This is a genomic window from Actinomadura sp. BRA 177, from assembly GCF_013372625.1.
Classification (GTDB): Bacteria; Actinomycetota; Actinomycetes; order Streptosporangiales; family Streptosporangiaceae; genus Spirillospora.
The window spans coordinates 1-15,575 of record NZ_JABXFD010000105.1; the positions used below are offsets into that span (position 1 = coordinate 1).

Sequence of the window (15,575 nt, forward strand, 5' to 3'; positions counted from 1 at the left end):
GCCCGGCCCCGCCGGGCCTTCACGGCGTGAGCCCCGCCCCCGGCAATACGGGCAGGCGCGTGGAGCGAGCGAAGGGCGCAAGCCCGCCGAGCCGAGCGACCGCAGCGCCACGGCACCGGCCCGCACGGTCACAGCACACCGGCACTGTGGCGTGCGGATCGACCGGCTCGTAACGGGGGGTTTGGGGGGTCGTCCCCCCAATAGACTCCGTGCATGTCCGTGCCGCGGCTTGCCGTCTCCGTCGATCTTGTCGTGCTCACCGTGCGGGAGCAGCGCCTGTGCGCGCTGATGTGGCGGCGGGACCGGGCGCCCTATGACGGGGCGTGGTCGCTGCCCGGCGGGTTCATCCAGCTGGACGAGGACCTGCCCGTCGCGGCATCCAGGCTGATGGCGGAGCGGGCCGGGCTCGCGGACGTGCGGATCCACCTGGAGCAGCTCGCGACCTTCGGGTATCCCGACCGCGACCCCCGGCAGCGGGTGGTGAGCGTCGCGTATCTGGGGCTGGCGCCGGATCTGCCCGCGTCCAGCCGCGCGCAGGTGCTGTGGACGGCCGTGGACGAGCTCGTCCACCACGACCGGGCCGCGTTCGACCACCGCCGGATCCTCTGCGACGGGATGGAGCGGGCGCGCGCGAAGCTGGAGTACACGTCGCTGGCCGCCGCGTTCTGCCCGCCCGAGTTCACCGTCGCCGAGCTGCGCCGCGTCTACGAGATCGTGTGGGGCACCAGCCTCGACCCGCGCAACTTCCACCGGAAGGTCACCGGCGCCGACCGGTTCCTCATCCCGACGGAGCGGACCACGACGCGCGACGGCGGCCGCCCGGCAAGGCTGTACCGGCGCGGCGACGCCGAGCAGCTGCGCCCGCCGATGCTGCGGCCGCGGGCTTCTTGACCTGGGGCGACGTCGCACGCATCCGGGGACGGTTGCTATTTTCGGCCCCTATGAACGGTGACGAATCGCTCGGCCTGCTCGTCCGCGACATCGGCGAGGTCGGCGTCGCGGAGATGGCCGGCTCCCCCGGGCTCGCGGCGGCCGTCGACCAGCACGTGGCGACCCTGCGGGACGAACTGGGCGCGCCCGGCGAGGAGAGGCTGATGGCGTACCTGCACGGGTTCGCCGAGGACGCCTTCAACCGCGGCTGGTGGCCCGACGACCCCCGCGACTGGCGGTTCGTCCGCATCGTGGCCGTTTGCTGGATGATGAGGGACGCTGCGTAGGCTGAGGGGTCATCACCCCCCTGTGCGATCTGGAGGACAACGGTGTCCGAGGCAACCACTCCGCGCTTCCGCTCCGTCCTCGACCGGTTCGTGGCTTACAAGCCCGGAAAGGTCGTGGTGTCACCCGAGGGCCGCTCGTTCAAGCTGTCGTCCAACGAGTCGCCGGAGGGCCCGCTGCCCTCGGTGCTGGACGCCATCGGCGAGGCGGCGCGGAACATCAACCGCTACCCCGACAACAACGCGACGGCGCTGACCGAGGCGATCGCGTCGTTCTGCGGCGTCCCCGCCGACCATGTCGCGGTGGGCTGCGGCTCGGTCGGGATGACGCAGATGCTGCTGGAGGCCGTCGCCGAGCCGGGCGCCGAGGTCGTGTACGCGTGGCGCTCGTTCGAGGCGTACCCGCTGCTGGTGTCGCTTTCCGGCGCGACGGGCGTCCAGGTGGATCTGAAGGACGAGACCCACGACCTGTCCGCGATGGCGGACGCGATCACTGATCGGACGCGGCTGGTCTTCGTCTGCAACCCGAACAACCCGACGGGCACCGCCGTCCGGCGCGCCGAGATCGAGGCGTTCCTGGACCGGGTCCCCGCCGACTGCCTGGTCGTGCTGGACGAGGCGTACCGCGAGTACATCCGCGACGAAGAAGTCCCGGACGGCCTCACGCTCTACGGCGACCGCCCGAACCTCGCGATCCTGCGTACCTTTTCCAAGGCGTACGGGCTCGCCGGCCTCCGCATCGGCTACCTCGTCGCGCACCCGGAGGTCGCGGGCGCGATCCGCAAGACTTTCCTGCCGTTCAGCGTGAACTCGGTCGCGCAGGCCGCTGGCATCGCGTCCCTTGAAGCCACCGACGAACTCCTGGAGCGGGTCGAGAACACGGTGAAGGAACGCGACCGCGTGCGCGACGCCCTCCTCGCCGACGGCTGGACGGTCCCGCCGACCGAGGCGAACTTCGTCTGGCTTCGCCTGGGCGACCGCACGATGGAGTTCTCCGCGGCCTGCGACGCCCAGGGCGTGAGCGTCCGCCCCTTCGACGGCGAAGGCGCACGAGTCTCCATCGGCTCCCCGGAAGAGAACGACGCCTTCCTGGCCGTGGCCACGGCCTTCCCCCACCGCAACTGACACCCTCCCGGGCCGCCCCGCCCGGCGAGGCTTTCAGGTGGTCTTGGCGGGGCCCAGCTTTTCGACGATGAGGCGGTAGAGCTGGCGGGGGCGGCCTGGTTGCGGGGTGCGGTTGGGGGGCAACGGCCAGGCCAGGCCCTCTTCGACGAGGGTGCGTAGGAGGCGGCGGGCCGTGCGGGGGGTGACGCCGAGCATCTTGCCGGCGTTCTCCGCGTCCACGATGAGGGGCTGCTCCTGGTCGCCCAGCTTGTCGGCCAGGCGGGCCAGGATCTCCAGGCCCTTCGGCTTGGCCTGGGGCTGGGAGCGTGGGGGCGTGCGCGGGGCCGGGACGAGGGCGCGGCCGTCGCGGTCCAGGGCGAAGCCCTGGACGCGCTGGGAGCTCTGCGAGCGGGCCAAGGCGGCGCGGGCGTGGTTCTCGGCCTCGTGGGCGGTGCGGCCCATGCCGATGCCCACCTCGATGGCGAGGCCCAGCTCTTCGCGGACGCGTTCCACGAAGGGCGGGGTACGGAAGCCCTCGGTCGAGGTCGTCACGGAGCCTCGTGTGGCGATGACCAGGTAGCTGTGGTCGTCGAGGGGCCAGACCGAGGCGTTCATGCGGTGCGCCTCCTGGAGCAGGACGCGGTGCAGCGCGAGCTTCAGCTCGTCCCGCCAGTAGCGGGGCGTTACTCGGCGGGGTGTCTCGCGGAGGGTCGGGACGTCCACGAGGACCACGACCAGCTGGGATTCCTCCAGGCGGTGGTGCGCGCCGAGCAGCGCGGCGGTCTGGAGAGAGCTGCGGATCGCGGCGCCCGTCGGACGGACGCGGATCGTCGGAACGCCCGCCATTTCCATGCGTTCGGCCGTGGCGTGCACGCAGGTCATCGCGACGGTCGTCGCGCCGCGCCGCCAGAGGCGCTCGTGGAACGCGGCGAGCGTGCCGGGGCCCGCGGCCTCCTCGCGCAGGTGCACCTGCTCGGTGCCGAGGCTGATCTCGGAGTAGGCCTCCTCGACCTCGGCGCGGCCGAGCACGTCGATGCTGACCCGGGCCGGGTCGAAGCGCTCGTCCAGGGATGCCCGCAGCAGCGCGCCCTGCAGGGCGGCGCCGTTCAGCGGAACGTACGTGGCGGGCATGGTCAGCACGCCCGCCTTGCGGGCGAAGTCGTAGGGGACGGGGCTCGCGAACAGGCAGACGTCCACCCCCGATCCGAGCCGCACGACCTTGTCGGCCGCCTCCTGCTCGTCCCGGTACGCGGCGGCCACCAGCCGGCTCGGTACCGGGGTGGGGCCGTGGCCCATCAGCATGACCCGTTCCACCAGGTCGTGGGGGCCCACGACGCCGATTGTGAGATCGGGCGTGACCGACCCCGTCCGTGCCGCCGTCATCGATGCTCGCTCGCTTCCGGTCCGTCCTCTCGGCAAGGGCACCGCCCCGGCCACCTGTTCGCGCACGTCTCGCCCAACGGTCGACTCCATGGGCTCGTCGCCCCTGCCTCCTGACCCAGCGCCGCCATCCGAGGCCTTGACTGGGAGATCGGGTCAGGATGACGAGATGTGACACCCAGACGCGAAATCGAATCAAGAGTGCGGCGAAAAAGTAACCTACGCGACCCCCTGGTCAGTAATTTGTCACCATTCGGGCAGTCTCGATCCAGCATCTTCGGACGTCCGAAGTTGAAAGGCAAGACCCCAAAACGCCGCAAGGGGCCCCACCTGACGCTCTCACGTACAGGAGGGACCCCTGCGGTACCGGTTTGGTTTACCTGCGGGCCGAAATCCGGACGAGTCGTTTCCGGTCGCGCCGGAAAGACGAACGATCCGTCCAGCGGCCCCGATGATCAGCGTCGGTGATTATTTACCGGATTACGGACCGGCCGAACCGGGAGCGTTCCATGGGTTTCTTCCCAGGTCAGCCGACCCGATCGGCGGTCCGCGAGCGCCACTGCCCCGACTCTCCGCAGCCGAGCGGTAACTCTCAGCTCGGGTTTTTCTGCTCCCGGCGTTACACGTCTCGTCAGGTGCGAACCGGGAGTTGGTCAGGACGGGGCCACAATCGGCCGTTTCCAGCCGGGCCCCGCCCCGTCCCGCGTCCTAGTCGGCCTCGCGGACGATCTCGGCGCCGAGCTGCGACAGCCGCTCGGCGGTGTGCGCGTGCCCGCGGTCGAGGTAGTAGGCCGAGGTGATCGTCGTCTCGCCCTCGGCGGCGAGGCCCGCGAGGACGAGGGCGCTGCCGCACCGCAGGTCGTGCGCCTCCACCTCGGCGCCGCGCAGCGGCCGCGGCCCGTTCACCTTCGCGCGGTTGCCGTCCACCTCGATGTCGGCGCCCATCTTGCGCAGCTCGTCGGCCAGCTTGAACCGGCCGTCGAAGATCCGCTCGTAGACGTAGGACGGGCCCTCGGCGAGGCAGGACAGCGCCATGATCGGCGACTGCAGGTCGGTGGCGAAGCCCGGGTACTCGTCGGTGATGACGTTGATCGGGCGCAGCGTCCGGTCGCGGCGGACCTGCAGGACGGCGCCCTGCTGGTGGAACTCGACGCCCATCTGCTCCAGCTTGTCGGCGGCGACGCCGAGGTGCTCCAGCGAGGCGCCGACGAGGTTCAGGTCGCCGCCGGTGATCGCGGCGGCCATCACGAACACGCCGGCGTCGATCCGGTCGGGCATCACGGTGTGCTCGACGGCGGTCAGCTCGTCCACGCCCTCGACCGTGACGAACCCGGTGCCGCCGCCGCTGATCTTGGCGCCCATCGCCTGCAGGATCGCGATGTTGTCCAGCACCTCCGGCTCCAGCGCCGCGTTCTTGATCAGCGTGGTGCCGCGGGCCAGCGCCGCCGCCATGATCAGGTTCTCGGTGCCGGTGTGCGACGGGGTGTCGCAGTACAGCGTCCCGCCGCGCAGGTCGCCGGCCTTGATGTGGATGATGCCGTCGCCGTTGTCGGCCACGTGCTCGGTGACCGTGGCGCCCATCCGCTTGAAGCCGTTGTAGTGGAAGTCCAGGTTGCGGCTGCCGAGGTTGCAGCCGCCGACGCCCTCGATGACGGCCTCGCCGAGCCGGTGCAGCAGCGCCGGGACGAACAGGAACGAGCCGCGGAACCGGGACGCGATGTCGGCGGGCAGCACGGGGCTGCTCAGCGAGGACGCGTCGATCACCAGGGTGCGCTCGGTCTCGTGCAGCTCGGCCTTGGCCCCGATGGCCCGCGCGAGCTCCACCGCCCGCCGCACGTCCTCGATGATCGGGACGTTCCGCAGGACCGTCCGTCCCTTGGCGGCCATCAGCGAGGCACCGATCATCGGCAGGACGGCGTTCTTCGCGCCCTGGATGAATACCGTGCCGTGCAGCTGCCTGCCGCCGCGCACGCGGTAGCGAACCTCGTGGCCCATGCTCATGCCGCCTTACTCCTTCTCGGGTGCGGGTAGGTGCCTGCCATCAAGTGGGAGCACGAGAGTCGAGCGCGCCGAACGGTGTCCCCCTCTGCGCCAACGCGACCCCAGTAAACCACCGGGCCGGACATGTCCCGTCCTGCCCGCGCTGGCCGTCAGTCTGCTTGGTGAGACCTTCGCTCCGCGCAAAAAGTTCGCACTCCCAAGGAAATTTCCCAAGGTGAGCCTAGGGGCGGCGCCTCCGCGGGGTGGCCGCTATCGTGATCATTCATGGACGAATCGCCCGGCTGGGACGCCATCGACGCCGCCCTCCGCCCGCTCTACGGCGACACCGAGCCGCACCATCTGGCCACCCTCCTCAAGTGGGCCGTGGGCGGTCCCGACCCGCTCGACGGGATCAGCGTCTACGCGCGGACGGAGCCCGTCCCGCACTGGCATTTCGTCTCCTACGGCATGACGGAGCTGTACGAGAAGGAGTCCGAGGACCCGGACGAGTCGGGCTGGGGCTTCGAGTTCACGTTCCGGCTCGTCCGCGACCCGGCGGAGGAGACGCCGCCGGTGTGGGCGGCGAACCTGCTGCAGAACCTCGGCCGGTACGTGTTCCAGTCGGGCAACTGGTTCGAGGCCGGCCACCACATGAACGTCAACGGCCCGGTCGCCGCCGACCGCGACGACTCGGAGATCCGCGCGGTCACGTTCGTCGAGGACCCGGAGCTCGGGACGATCTCGACACCGCACGGCAAGGTCGTGTTCCTGCAGGTCGTCGGGCTCGCGTCCGAGGAGTACGACGCGCTGCGCCGGTGGAACGCCGGGGGCCTCATGGCGGCGCTCGCCCCGCACCTGCCGCTCGGCGTCACCGACGTCGACCGCCGGTCGCTGCTCGCCGACCCCGAGGTGGCCCGCGCCGTCGAGGAGGGCATCGCGCGGGACGGCTCCAGCGGCGGCCTGCTGTTCGTGTCCACGGCGAACTGGGAGCGCGACGCCGGTTCGACGACGCTGAAGCTCGGCGCACTGCAAGCCCCGGCCATCGCGGATTCGCTGCGCGGACGCATCCCGTTCGGGCGCGAGCTGATCCTGCAGACCGACGACACGATCCTCGCGTTCCGTCCCGCCGACGCGTTCGCGGTCGAGGAACCGGCCGACGGCGTGCTGGAGGTCCATCTGCCGGCGACCGCGCTGGACGAGCTGGCGGCCGCCATGCCCGCAACGGCGGGAAGCACCGTTATTGCGTCTCTCCCAGGGCTCACCGTCGAGATCGTGCCGACCGCGATGAAAGACCGCTTCGGCAAGGAGACCGGCGAAGTCGTCGGCTGAGTCAGCGGGGTTCGAGAACTTCGATGTCGTCGCCGAGCGTGAGGGTGCCCAGCGCGCGCGGGACGGCGTTGTAGCCGAACTGGATGCCGCGGTCCCTGGTCCGGTAGGTGGCGAGCGTCCGGAGCGGCTCACGGCCGCGCTCAGCGGTTTCCTGGTCGGTGGTCGTGATGAGGCATCGGGCGCACGGCTTCACCATCTCGATGACGGCCTCGCCGACGCGCAGCAGGCGCACGTCGTCCTCGCCGTAGGGGCCGAGGCCCTCGATGACGAGGCTCGGGCGAAATCGGTTCATCGGGACGGGTTCGTCCAAGCGCGTGTTGAGGTCGGCCAAAGACTCGGCGGAGATGACCAGCAGCGGGTACCCGTCGGCGAACATCACCTCACCGCCGCCCCTGGACGTCGGCCGATGACCGGTGAAGCGCACGAGTCGGCAGTCGGTGCCTAGCTGCTCGGAGAACCAGACCGCGGCCTCCTCGCCCTGGTCGATGCCCTGGCAATCCGTCCGGTGGACGCGCACGTCCAGGACCTCACCGTCGTCCACGGCCTTGTGGACGAGCGGTGAAGCACTGGGAGCGTTCACTGCGAGGACCTCGCCGTCGTAGGACGGACGCAAGAGCGCCATCCGGGCGGACTCCCGCTGCGACAGGAAGCGGCCTCCAGGGCTGATCAGCATGAACTCCCGGTCGAACCGCAGCCCCCTGGGCGTCAGCTCCGCGCTGCGGAGCGCGGTTCCGCCGCCGCTCTTGAGCGGGTAGGCGTTCAGCTCGGTCAGGGTCCCCTTCAAGGCCCCTCCTTGTTTCAGTTGAGCGCGGCCAGCCGGTCGAACACCGGGCCCAGCCGCTCGACGAAGCGCTCCGGACGGCATACCTCGTCCAGGCGCTTCTCGTCCAACGTCAGTCCCGCTGCCGCGGCGTGCTTGCGCAGCGTCTCGCGGAACGGCGTGCCGCTCTCCCAGGTCTCCATCGCGGCCTTCTGGACGAGCGGGTACGCCTCATCGTCGCGCGACATGCCCGCTTCGACCAGTTCCAGCAGCACGGTCGAGGTGTAGATCAGGCCGCCCGTCGACTCCAGGTTCTCCGTCATCCGTGCCTCGTCCACCACGAGCCCGGACATGAGGCGGTTCGTCAGGTTCAGCATGTAGTCGAGCGCGACGGACGCGTCCGGCAGCGCGATCCGCTCGGTGGACGAGTGCGAGATGTCGCGCTCGTGCCACAGCGGGATGCCCTCCAGCACCGGGACGATCTGCGCCCGCACGATCCGCGCCATGCCGGCGAGCCGCTCGGAGATGATCGGGTTCTTCTTGTGCGGCATCGCGGACGAGCCCTTCTGGCCCTTCCCGAACGGCTCCCACAGCTCGCGGACCTCCGTCCGCTGCCCGTGCCGCACCTCCAGCGCGATCGCCTCGCACACCGTCGCCATGATCGCCAGCGCCGACACCCACTCGCTGATGCCGTCCCGCATCACGACCTGCGTCGACACGTCGGCCGACTTCAGCCCCAGCTTCCGCGCGACATGCAGTTCGATCGCGGGGTCGATGTTGGAGTACGTCCCGACAGCACCCGAAATCGCCATCACACCCACGGCCTCCCGGGCGCGCCGCAGCCGGTCCCGAGACCGCGCCATGGCGAACGCGAAGTCGGCGACCCGGTGCCCCCACACGTCCGGCTCACCGTGAATGCCGTGCGTCCGCCCGACCCGCAGCGTCCCCTTGTGGGCCAGCGCATGGTCCCGCAGCGTCGCGACGAGCGTGTCGGCCTTCGCCAGCAGGATGTCGGTGGCCTCGACCAGTTGCAGCGCGAGCGCCGTGTCCAGCAGGTCGGACGAGGTCATCCCGAAGTGGACGTACCGCGCGGCCTCCCGCGGCTCGGTGTTGTCCGCCCACGCCGACAGGAAGGCGATCACGTCGTGCTGCGTGACCGCCTCGATCTCGTGCACCGCCTCCGGCGTCGGCGGCGGCGCCTTGCGCACCGGCTCCACCACCTCCGGCGGGATCGTGCCGGCCTCGGCGTGGGCCTCGACGACGAGGACCTCCACCCGACACCACAACTCGTACTTGTGCGCGTCACTCCAGACGCGCCCCATCTCCGGCAGTGTGTAGCGCTCGATCACGCGCCCATTGTCCCAGGTCTCCGCCCCGGTTCCGTCACGGCGCGGCGGCGGCCTTGAGAGCGATGTCGGTGCGGTGGTGCGAACCGCGCAACGCGATGTGGGAGGCGGCCTCGTAGGCGGTCGCGCGGGCGGCGGGGAGGTCGGGGCCGGTGCCGACCACGTTCAGGACGCGGCCGCCGTTGGCGATGAGCCGTCCCTCGCCGCCCAGCTTCGTCCCGGCATGCAGGACGTAGGCGCCGTCGACCTTGGACGCCTCGTCCAAGCCGGTGATCTCGTCGCCCTTCACAGGGGCTTCCGGGTAGCCCTCGGCGGCGACGACGACCGTGACGGCCGCGCCCGGATGCCATTCGGGACGGAAGTCGGGGTCCAGGCCGCCGATAGCGCAGGACTGGAGGAGCTTGGCGAGCGGGGTCGCCAGGCGGTCCAGGACGACCTGGGTCTCGGGGTCGCCGAAGCGCGCGTTGAACTCGACGACGCGGACGCCCTTGGAAGTGAGGGCCAGCCCCGCGTAGAGGGTGCCCACGTACGGGATCTCTCGGCGGCGCAGTTCGTCCACGGCGGGCTGGACGACGGTGGCCATGACCTCGTCCACGAGGTCGGGGGAGATCCAGGGGAGCGGGCTGTAGGCGCCCATGCCGCCCGTGTTGGGGCCCGCGTCATCGTCGTAGGCGCGCTTGAAGTCCTGGGCCGGCAGGAGCGGGACGGCGTGCTGGCCGTCGCAGAGGGCGAACAGGGAGACCTCGGGGCCGTCCAGGAACTCCTCGACCACGACGCGTTCGCAGGCGGTGGCGTGCCGGGACGCGATCGTGCGGTCCTCGGTGACGACGACGCCCTTGCCGGCGGCGAGGCCGTCGTCCTTCACGACGTAGGGCGGGCCGAAGGCGTCCAGCGCCTCCTCGACCTGCATGGTGGTGTCGCAGACGCGGGCCTCGGCGGTCGGCACCCCGGCCGCCGCCATGATCTCCTTCGCGAACGCCTTGGACGCCTCGATGCGGGCGGCGGCGCGGTCCGGGCCGAAGCACGGGACGCCGGCCTTGCGCAGGGCGTCGCCGACCCCGGCGACGAGGACGGCCTCCGGGCCGATGACGACGAGGTCGGTGCGCAGGCGCTCGGCGAGCTCCGTCACGGCGGTCGGGTCGCACGGGTCGAGCTGGTGGTTGTCCGCGATCTCGGCCGTGCCCGGGTTGCCCGGGGCGCAGTGGAGGGCGGTGACGGCAGGGGCGCGGTGCAGGGCGCGGGCGAGCGCATGCTCGCGGCCACCCGATCCAAGGACGAGTACTCGCACGTGACGCGAGCTTACAGATCCCCCTGCGGGGAATGATGGCGGTGACCCCGCCCGTTACGGGGGTCGTGCCGAGTGAGGCGACCGTCACAGCGGGACGGGTCAACCTCACCGTTATGGGCAGCGTCCTAAATGTCGGCTGGTAAGCTGCGACGGGCTTGACCGCCCGATGTCGAGGTGCGTGAAAGGAGGTGGTCGGGATGAGTCCTGGTGATCCTTGCAGTTCGCCGGAAAACCCTCACAGTCCGCACAGGACTGTTCCTCCGTCCGCCTCCGTCTGGCGTCCGGCCATCGGCACCGCGCGCTCCCTTCGCTGACCAGCCTGGGTTGAGCGCGCGCTACGTGCGTGGCCGGCGGGTTAGGAGCACCTCATGGCCATGACTCGAGTCCGCCCCGGTCGAGCGCTGTTCAAGACGCGCGGCCGCCCCAACGGCGTGCAGGCTCCGAACCGCGATTCCGCCGTCATCGACTGGGCCGCCTACATCGACGGGCACCGGGTCTGCACCGGCACCGTCGCGGACGCCGTCCGCCTCATCCGCGACGGCCGCCTCACCCCGGACGGCGACAGCGCCGGTTTCGTATGGGTCGGCCTGCACGAGCCGTCCGCGACGGAACTCGCCGACATCGCCGAGGTGTTCGGCCTGCACCCGCTCGCCGTCGAGGACGCGATCCACGCCCACCAGCGGCCCAAGCTGGAGCGCTACGACGACGTCCACTTCGTCGTCATGAAGACCGTCGGCTACGTGCCGAGCGAGCCCGGCGGCGCCGAAGTCGTCGTCACCGGCGAGATCATGCTGTTCTGCGGGCCCGACTTCGTCGTCACCGTCCGGCACGGTACGCACGGCGAACTCGGCACCGTCCGCCGCGATCTGGAAAAGGACCCGGCCCGCCTCGCGCTCGGTCCCGCCGCCGTCCTGCACGCCGTCGCCGACCGCGTCGTGGACGGCTACGTCGGCGTCGCGAACGCCGTCATGGAGGACATCGACGAGGTCGAAGAGGCCGTCTTCTCCCCCGAGCGCACCGACGAGTCCCGGCGCATCTACCGGCTCAAGCGCGAGGTCATCCAGCTGAAGCGCGCCGTTGGCCCGCTCGCCAGCCCGCTGCGCAACCTGTCCGGCCGCCGCTTCGTCCCCACCGAGATAAAGGAGTACCTGCGGGACGTCGAGGACCACCTCACCCGCGTCCGCGAGCAGGTCGAGTCCTACGACGAACTCCTCAACCCGATCCTGCAGGCGCACATGACCCAGGTCACCGTCGCCGACAACAAGGACATGCGCAAGATCTCCGCCTGGGGCGCCATCTTCATGGTCCCCACCGCCATAGCTGGCATCTACGGCATGAACTTCGACCACATGCCCGAACTCCACATGCGCTACGGCTACCCCATGATCCTCGGCGTCATCGCCTTCATCTGCTTCTCCCTCTACCGGGGCTTCCGCAGAAACGGCTGGATGTAGTTCAGACCGCTGCCGCCAGGACGTTCAGGAGGCGGTCGGGGTAGTCGCTGACGATCGCGTCCACGCCGTAGTCGATGAAGCGGGTCATCTCCTGATGGGTGTTGACCGTCCAGACGATGACCGGGAGGGCGGCCGTGTGGGCGTCCTCTATCAGCGCGGGGGTGGTGATGACGTGCTCCGGGGACAGGGCCGTCGCGCCTATGGCGAGGGCCGCTGCCACCGGGTCCTTGGGCGATTGACCGGCCAGCCAGGCGGTGTTCGGGACGAGGGTCTTGCGTTCGATCAGCGCTACGCGGCCTAGCTCCGGGTAGTGGCAGCGGGCCTCGACCAGGACGCGCCAGTCGAAGGCCAGCAGGCGGGTTCTCTCCGTCATTCCGCGTGACTTCAGGACGTTCACCACGGCGGCGGTGAAGAGTTCTACTTCCTCGTCCGTCCACGTGGGGTCGGTCTTGAGTTCAACGGAGAGCGTCACGTCCGCCGGGGCCAAGAGGGTACAAGCCTCGGCCAGCGTGGGGATGCCTGAGCCGGCGCCTGCATCCACCGTGCGGAGCTGGGCGAGGGTTAACTCACGGATCGGCTTGCCCACGTAGGGGAAGTCCGGGTCGTCGGGCTGCGCGGGAGCGGTATCCGCCAAGTTCCTCGGCGAAAGGACCTGGTCGTGGTTCAGGACCACGACGCCGTCCGCCGACAGACCCACGTCCAACTCGATCGCGTCGACGCCCAACGCGAGGGCGTGGGCGAAGCCGGGGAGGGTGTTCTCCGGACGGAGGCCGCGCGCGCCCCGGTGTCCGTGCACCTCGACGGTAGAGATCACCGCACGCACGTTACCGTCCGTTACCGAACGTGCGGTGAACAATGTCAAACAAGAGAGCGAAGCGAGAGCGTCTGGTCGCGGCCGGGGCCGACGCCGATGGCGGAGATCTGGGCGCCGGACATCTCCTCCAGGGCCCGGACGTACGCCTGCGCGTTCGCGGGCAGGTCCTCGAACTTCTGCGCGCCGGTGATGTCCTCCTGCCAGCCGTCCAGGTACTCCAGGATGGGCTTGGCGTGGTGGAAATCGGTCTGCGTCGTGGGGAGCTCCTCAACACGGGTGCCATCGACGTCGTAGGCGACGCATACCGGCACGCGTTCCAGGCCGGACAGGACGTCCAGCTTCGTGAGGAAGTAGTCGGTGATGCCGTTGACGCGGGTCGCGTAGCGGGCGATGACGGCGTCGAACCAGCCGCAGCGGCGGTCGCGTCCCGTGGTGACGCCGTACTCGCCGCCGGTCTTGCGCAGGTACTCGCCCTGCTCGTCCAGCAGCTCGGTCGGGAACGGTCCCGAGCCCACGCGGGTCGTGTACGCCTTCAGGATGCCGATCACCCGGGTGATCTTCGTGGGGCCGACACCGGAGCCCGCGCACGCGCCGCCGGCCGTCGGGCTGGACGACGTCACGAACGGGTAGGTGCCGTGGTCGATGTCCAGCAGCGTGCCCTGAGCGCCCTCCAGCAGGACGACCTTCCCGTCGTCCAGCGCCTTGTTCAGGACCAGCGTCGTATCGACGACGAACGGCTTCAGTCGCTCCCCGTACGCCAGGTACTCCTGGACGATCGGACCCGTCTCGATGCGGCGCCGGTTGTAGACCTTCGTCAGCACCTGGTTCTTCTCGCGCAGCGACAGGTCGAGCTTCTGCGTGAGGATGTTCGGGTCGAACAGGTCCTGGACGCGGATGCCCATCCGGTTGATCTTGTCGGCGTAGGTGGGGCCGATGCCGCGCCCGGTGGTGCCGATCCGGGCCTTGCCGAGGTACCGCTCGGTGACCTTGTCGAGGGCCCGGTGGTGGGGCATGATCAGGTGCGCGTTCGCCGAGATCAGCAGCCGCTCGCAGGAGATGCCGCGCTCCCGCAGCCCGTCGATCTCCTGCAGCAGGACGGCCGGGTCGATCACCACGCCGTTGCCGATCACCGGCACGACGTCGGGCGACAGCACCCCGGACGGCAGCAGGTGCAGCGCGTAGCTCTTGTCGCCGATGACCACCGTGTGGCCGGCGTTGTTGCCGCCCTGGTACCGGACGACGTAGTCGACGTCCCCGCCGAGCAGGTCTGTTGCCTTGCCCTTGCCCTCATCTCCCCACTGGGCACCGACAAGAACGATGGCAGGCATGCCACTTTTCCTTCCCACGACGAAGGCCCCGGTCGCCGCAAGCGAAGGGGCCTCTTGCGATCAAAGCCTACCTTTAGCGGCGCGGCATGAAAACCGGAGCGCAGGTCACCGGCCTGGTCCCGCGCCGGCTAGGCGCCGTTGAGGGTGTCGGCGGCGGTGGGGCTGCTGTCGCGCAGGAACGCCTTGCAGCGCTCGGCCTCGGCCTCCTCGCCGATGGCCGCGGCGGCGCGGCCGAGCGCGTGCAGGGCGCGCAGGAACCCGCGGTTGGCCTCGTGCTCCCACGGGACGGGCCCGTGACCCTTCCAGCCGGCCCGCCGCAGCGAGTCCAGGCCGCGGTGGTAGCCGGTGCGGGCGAACGCGTAGGAGTCGATGACGGAGCCGTTGTTGAAGGCCCGGTCGGCCAGCTCGGCCCACGCGCCCGGGTAGTCCGGGTGGCGCGCGGCGACTTCGAACGGGTCGACGCCGTTCTCCAGGGCCGTCCGGGCTTCGGTGTTGTCCGGCAGTTCGGTCGGAGGAGGGCCGCCGAGCAGGTTCTGGGTCATGCGGGCCATCGTAAGCAGCCTCGACCGCCCCGCATCAACCCGGGTCGCGGCCAGTGGAACCGCGTCCGGCGCGGATTCCGCCGCGCGACTCAGTTCAGCACGCCGTGGTCGCAGCCGACCCGGTGCACGAACTCGCCCAGCTCGGCGAGGAAGTCGTCCGGAACGAGACCGGGGAGCAGGTGGTCCCACATGGTCCGGACGCGCAGCGACAGGTCCGTGCGATGGTTCTCGGCCGCGGAGATCCGCTCGCATCCGGCGAACGCGGCGACGATGAACTCGGCCACCGGCCGCGCCTGCGTCTCCGGCCGCGCGTCACCCTGGGACACGGCTTCCAGCAGGAGTTCCTCGATCACGGTGGCCCAGCCGTCGAACAGCGGCGGCGTCGATGATGCGACCGGGGCGCCCTCATAGGCGAGCCGCGCGCTCGCGCGGACGATGACGTCGTCCCGAAACAGCTCGGCGACGTGGAAGGAGAGCTCGAACAACACCAGGATGGCGCGTTTCTGCCAGCGGAGCTGGGACACCACGTCCGACCAGAGCGTGTGCTGTTCGCGCAGAATGGCGACGGCGAGATCGGCCTTGGTCGGGAAGTGGAAATACAGCGCGCCCTTGCTGACCGGTGTCCCCGCCACGACGTCCTGGAGGCTGGTGCCCAGGTACCCGCGCGTGTCGAACATTTCAGCGGCCGATCGCAGGATGAGACTGCATGTCTGGTATGCCCGCTTTTGCATGAATGATGCCTGTATATCCAAAATAAGATTTTGCATATCGGTGTGGCGGTGCCGGCGCGGGTGATCCTACCGGAGGTGCATGTCTGTGGGCATTCTGTTCGGTCGAACAAAGAGAGTCATTGAACGGTGTCGCGTTTCTTTTCCGTATACCGGCGGGCGACGATCAAAACGGCACCCGGACCTGAGTTGCACAGTTTTAGTGTGTCAGCGCGTTGAGGATGGCTCGGGCGTCTGGGGTGATCTCGGGCTTGGCGGTGATCTGCTGGCCGGCCAGGCTGATCGTGACGTCTTGGAGCGGCCGCAGG

General features: G+C 70.0%; 14 protein-coding genes. 5 read left to right on the forward strand and 9 right to left on the reverse strand.

The genetic code is table 11. The annotated features are described in order from the left end of the window. The first annotated feature begins 213 nt into the window (after positions 1 to 213). Genes HUX53_RS02850 through hisC form a run of 3 tightly spaced genes read left to right on the forward strand, consistent with a single transcriptional unit; the run spans position 214 to position 2,339 of the window. A complete protein-coding gene (locus HUX53_RS02850) occupies positions 214 to 891 on the forward strand; it encodes an NUDIX domain-containing protein (RefSeq protein WP_176401607.1) in 678 nt (225 codons plus the stop codon). A gap of 50 nt (positions 892 to 941) precedes the next feature. Then, positions 942 to 1,217 (forward strand): DUF6401 family natural product biosynthesis protein, encoded by a 276-nt coding sequence (locus HUX53_RS02855; protein WP_176401608.1) that lies wholly within the window; start codon positions 942 to 944, stop codon positions 1,215 to 1,217. A 42-nt stretch (positions 1,218 to 1,259) separates the two neighbouring features. Next, positions 1,260 to 2,339: a histidinol-phosphate transaminase gene (gene hisC / locus HUX53_RS02860; RefSeq protein WP_176401609.1), complete on the forward strand. Its 1,080-nt coding sequence runs from the start codon at positions 1,260 to 1,262 to the stop codon at positions 2,337 to 2,339. Between the two features lie 33 nt (positions 2,340 to 2,372). Here the strand turns inward: hisC and HUX53_RS02865 are convergent, their stop codons facing one another. Continuing rightward, entirely contained in the window at positions 2,373 to 3,701 is a 1,329-nt protein-coding gene (locus HUX53_RS02865) for a GTP cyclohydrolase IIa (protein ID WP_176401610.1), read from the reverse strand. Positions 3,702 to 4,406: 705 nt separating this feature from the next. Beyond that, positions 4,407 to 5,693: a UDP-N-acetylglucosamine 1-carboxyvinyltransferase gene (gene murA / locus HUX53_RS02870; RefSeq protein WP_176401620.1), complete on the reverse strand. Its 1,287-nt coding sequence runs from the start codon at positions 5,691 to 5,693 to the stop codon at positions 4,407 to 4,409. Positions 5,694 to 5,963: 270 nt separating this feature from the next. Here murA and HUX53_RS40655 point away from each other — a divergent pair, with 270 nt between their 5' ends. Beyond that, complete coding sequence (locus tag HUX53_RS40655) at positions 5,964 to 7,007, forward strand: suppressor of fused domain protein (RefSeq protein ID WP_176401611.1); 1,044 nt, start codon at positions 5,964 to 5,966, stop codon at positions 7,005 to 7,007. Position 7,008: 1 nt separating this feature from the next. Here HUX53_RS40655 and HUX53_RS02880 read toward each other — a convergent pair whose 3' ends face one another. From HUX53_RS02880 to purD, 3 genes are read right to left on the reverse strand one after another with little or no spacing between them, the layout of a single operon-like run. Beyond that, positions 7,009 to 7,791: an MOSC domain-containing protein gene (locus tag HUX53_RS02880; RefSeq protein WP_176401612.1), complete on the reverse strand. Its 783-nt coding sequence runs from the start codon at positions 7,789 to 7,791 to the stop codon at positions 7,009 to 7,011. 14 nt (positions 7,792 to 7,805) lie between these two features. Then, entirely contained in the window at positions 7,806 to 9,116 is a 1,311-nt protein-coding gene (purB, locus tag HUX53_RS02885; protein WP_176401613.1) for an adenylosuccinate lyase, read from the reverse strand. Between the two features lie 34 nt (positions 9,117 to 9,150). Continuing rightward, positions 9,151 to 10,401 (reverse strand): phosphoribosylamine--glycine ligase, encoded by a 1,251-nt coding sequence (gene purD / locus HUX53_RS02890; protein ID WP_176401614.1) that lies wholly within the window; start codon positions 10,399 to 10,401, stop codon positions 9,151 to 9,153. Positions 10,402 to 10,769: 368 nt separating this feature from the next. Here purD and HUX53_RS02895 point away from each other — a divergent pair, with 368 nt between their 5' ends. Then, the gene (locus tag HUX53_RS02895; RefSeq protein WP_176401615.1) at positions 10,770 to 11,855 is read left to right on the forward strand and encodes a magnesium and cobalt transport protein CorA; all 1,086 of its coding nucleotides are present in this window, start codon (positions 10,770 to 10,772) and stop codon (positions 11,853 to 11,855) included. 1 nt (position 11,856) lies between these two features. On the opposite strand, the gene HUX53_RS02900 is transcribed toward HUX53_RS02895, so the two are convergent. The 4 genes from HUX53_RS02900 to HUX53_RS02915 form a co-directional block, all read right to left on the reverse strand. Then, positions 11,857 to 12,669 (reverse strand): glycerophosphodiester phosphodiesterase family protein, encoded by an 813-nt coding sequence (locus HUX53_RS02900; protein WP_176401616.1) that lies wholly within the window; start codon positions 12,667 to 12,669, stop codon positions 11,857 to 11,859. 44 nt (positions 12,670 to 12,713) lie between these two features. Beyond that, positions 12,714 to 13,997: an adenylosuccinate synthase gene (locus HUX53_RS02905; protein WP_176401617.1), complete on the reverse strand. Its 1,284-nt coding sequence runs from the start codon at positions 13,995 to 13,997 to the stop codon at positions 12,714 to 12,716. Positions 13,998 to 14,125: 128 nt separating this feature from the next. Beyond that, positions 14,126 to 14,548: a DUF3151 domain-containing protein gene (locus tag HUX53_RS02910; RefSeq protein WP_217919017.1), complete on the reverse strand. Its 423-nt coding sequence runs from the start codon at positions 14,546 to 14,548 to the stop codon at positions 14,126 to 14,128. Positions 14,549 to 14,628: 80 nt separating this feature from the next. After that, entirely contained in the window at positions 14,629 to 15,306 is a 678-nt protein-coding gene (locus tag HUX53_RS02915) for a ScbR family autoregulator-binding transcription factor (RefSeq protein ID WP_309237017.1), read from the reverse strand. Between the last annotated feature and the right edge of the window lie 269 nt (positions 15,307 to 15,575).

What these genes read in the sequence shown, in the direction of transcription:
- HUX53_RS02850 (WP_176401607.1), top strand. Translation starts at nt 214, where the DNA reads ATGTCCGTGCCGCGGCTTGCCGTCTCCGTCGATCTTGTCGTGCTCACC.
- HUX53_RS02855 (WP_176401608.1), top strand. Translation starts at nt 942, where the DNA reads ATGAACGGTGACGAATCGCTCGGCCTGCTCGTCCGCGACATCGGCGAG.
- HUX53_RS02865 (WP_176401610.1), bottom strand. Translation starts at nt 3,701, where the DNA reads ATGACGGCGGCACGGACGGGGTCGGTCACGCCCGATCTCACAATCGGC.
- murA (WP_176401620.1), bottom strand. Translation starts at nt 5,693, where the DNA reads ATGGGCCACGAGGTTCGCTACCGCGTGCGCGGCGGCAGGCAGCTGCAC.
- HUX53_RS40655 (WP_176401611.1), top strand. Translation starts at nt 5,964, where the DNA reads ATGGACGAATCGCCCGGCTGGGACGCCATCGACGCCGCCCTCCGCCCG.
- HUX53_RS02895 (WP_176401615.1), top strand. Translation starts at nt 10,770, where the DNA reads ATGGCCATGACTCGAGTCCGCCCCGGTCGAGCGCTGTTCAAGACGCGC.
- HUX53_RS02905 (WP_176401617.1), bottom strand. Translation starts at nt 13,997, where the DNA reads ATGCCTGCCATCGTTCTTGTCGGTGCCCAGTGGGGAGATGAGGGCAAG.
- HUX53_RS02910 (WP_217919017.1), bottom strand. Translation starts at nt 14,548, where the DNA reads ATGGCCCGCATGACCCAGAACCTGCTCGGCGGCCCTCCTCCGACCGAA.
- HUX53_RS02915 (WP_309237017.1), bottom strand. Translation starts at nt 15,306, where the DNA reads ATGCAAAATCTTATTTTGGATATACAGGCATCATTCATGCAAAAGCGG.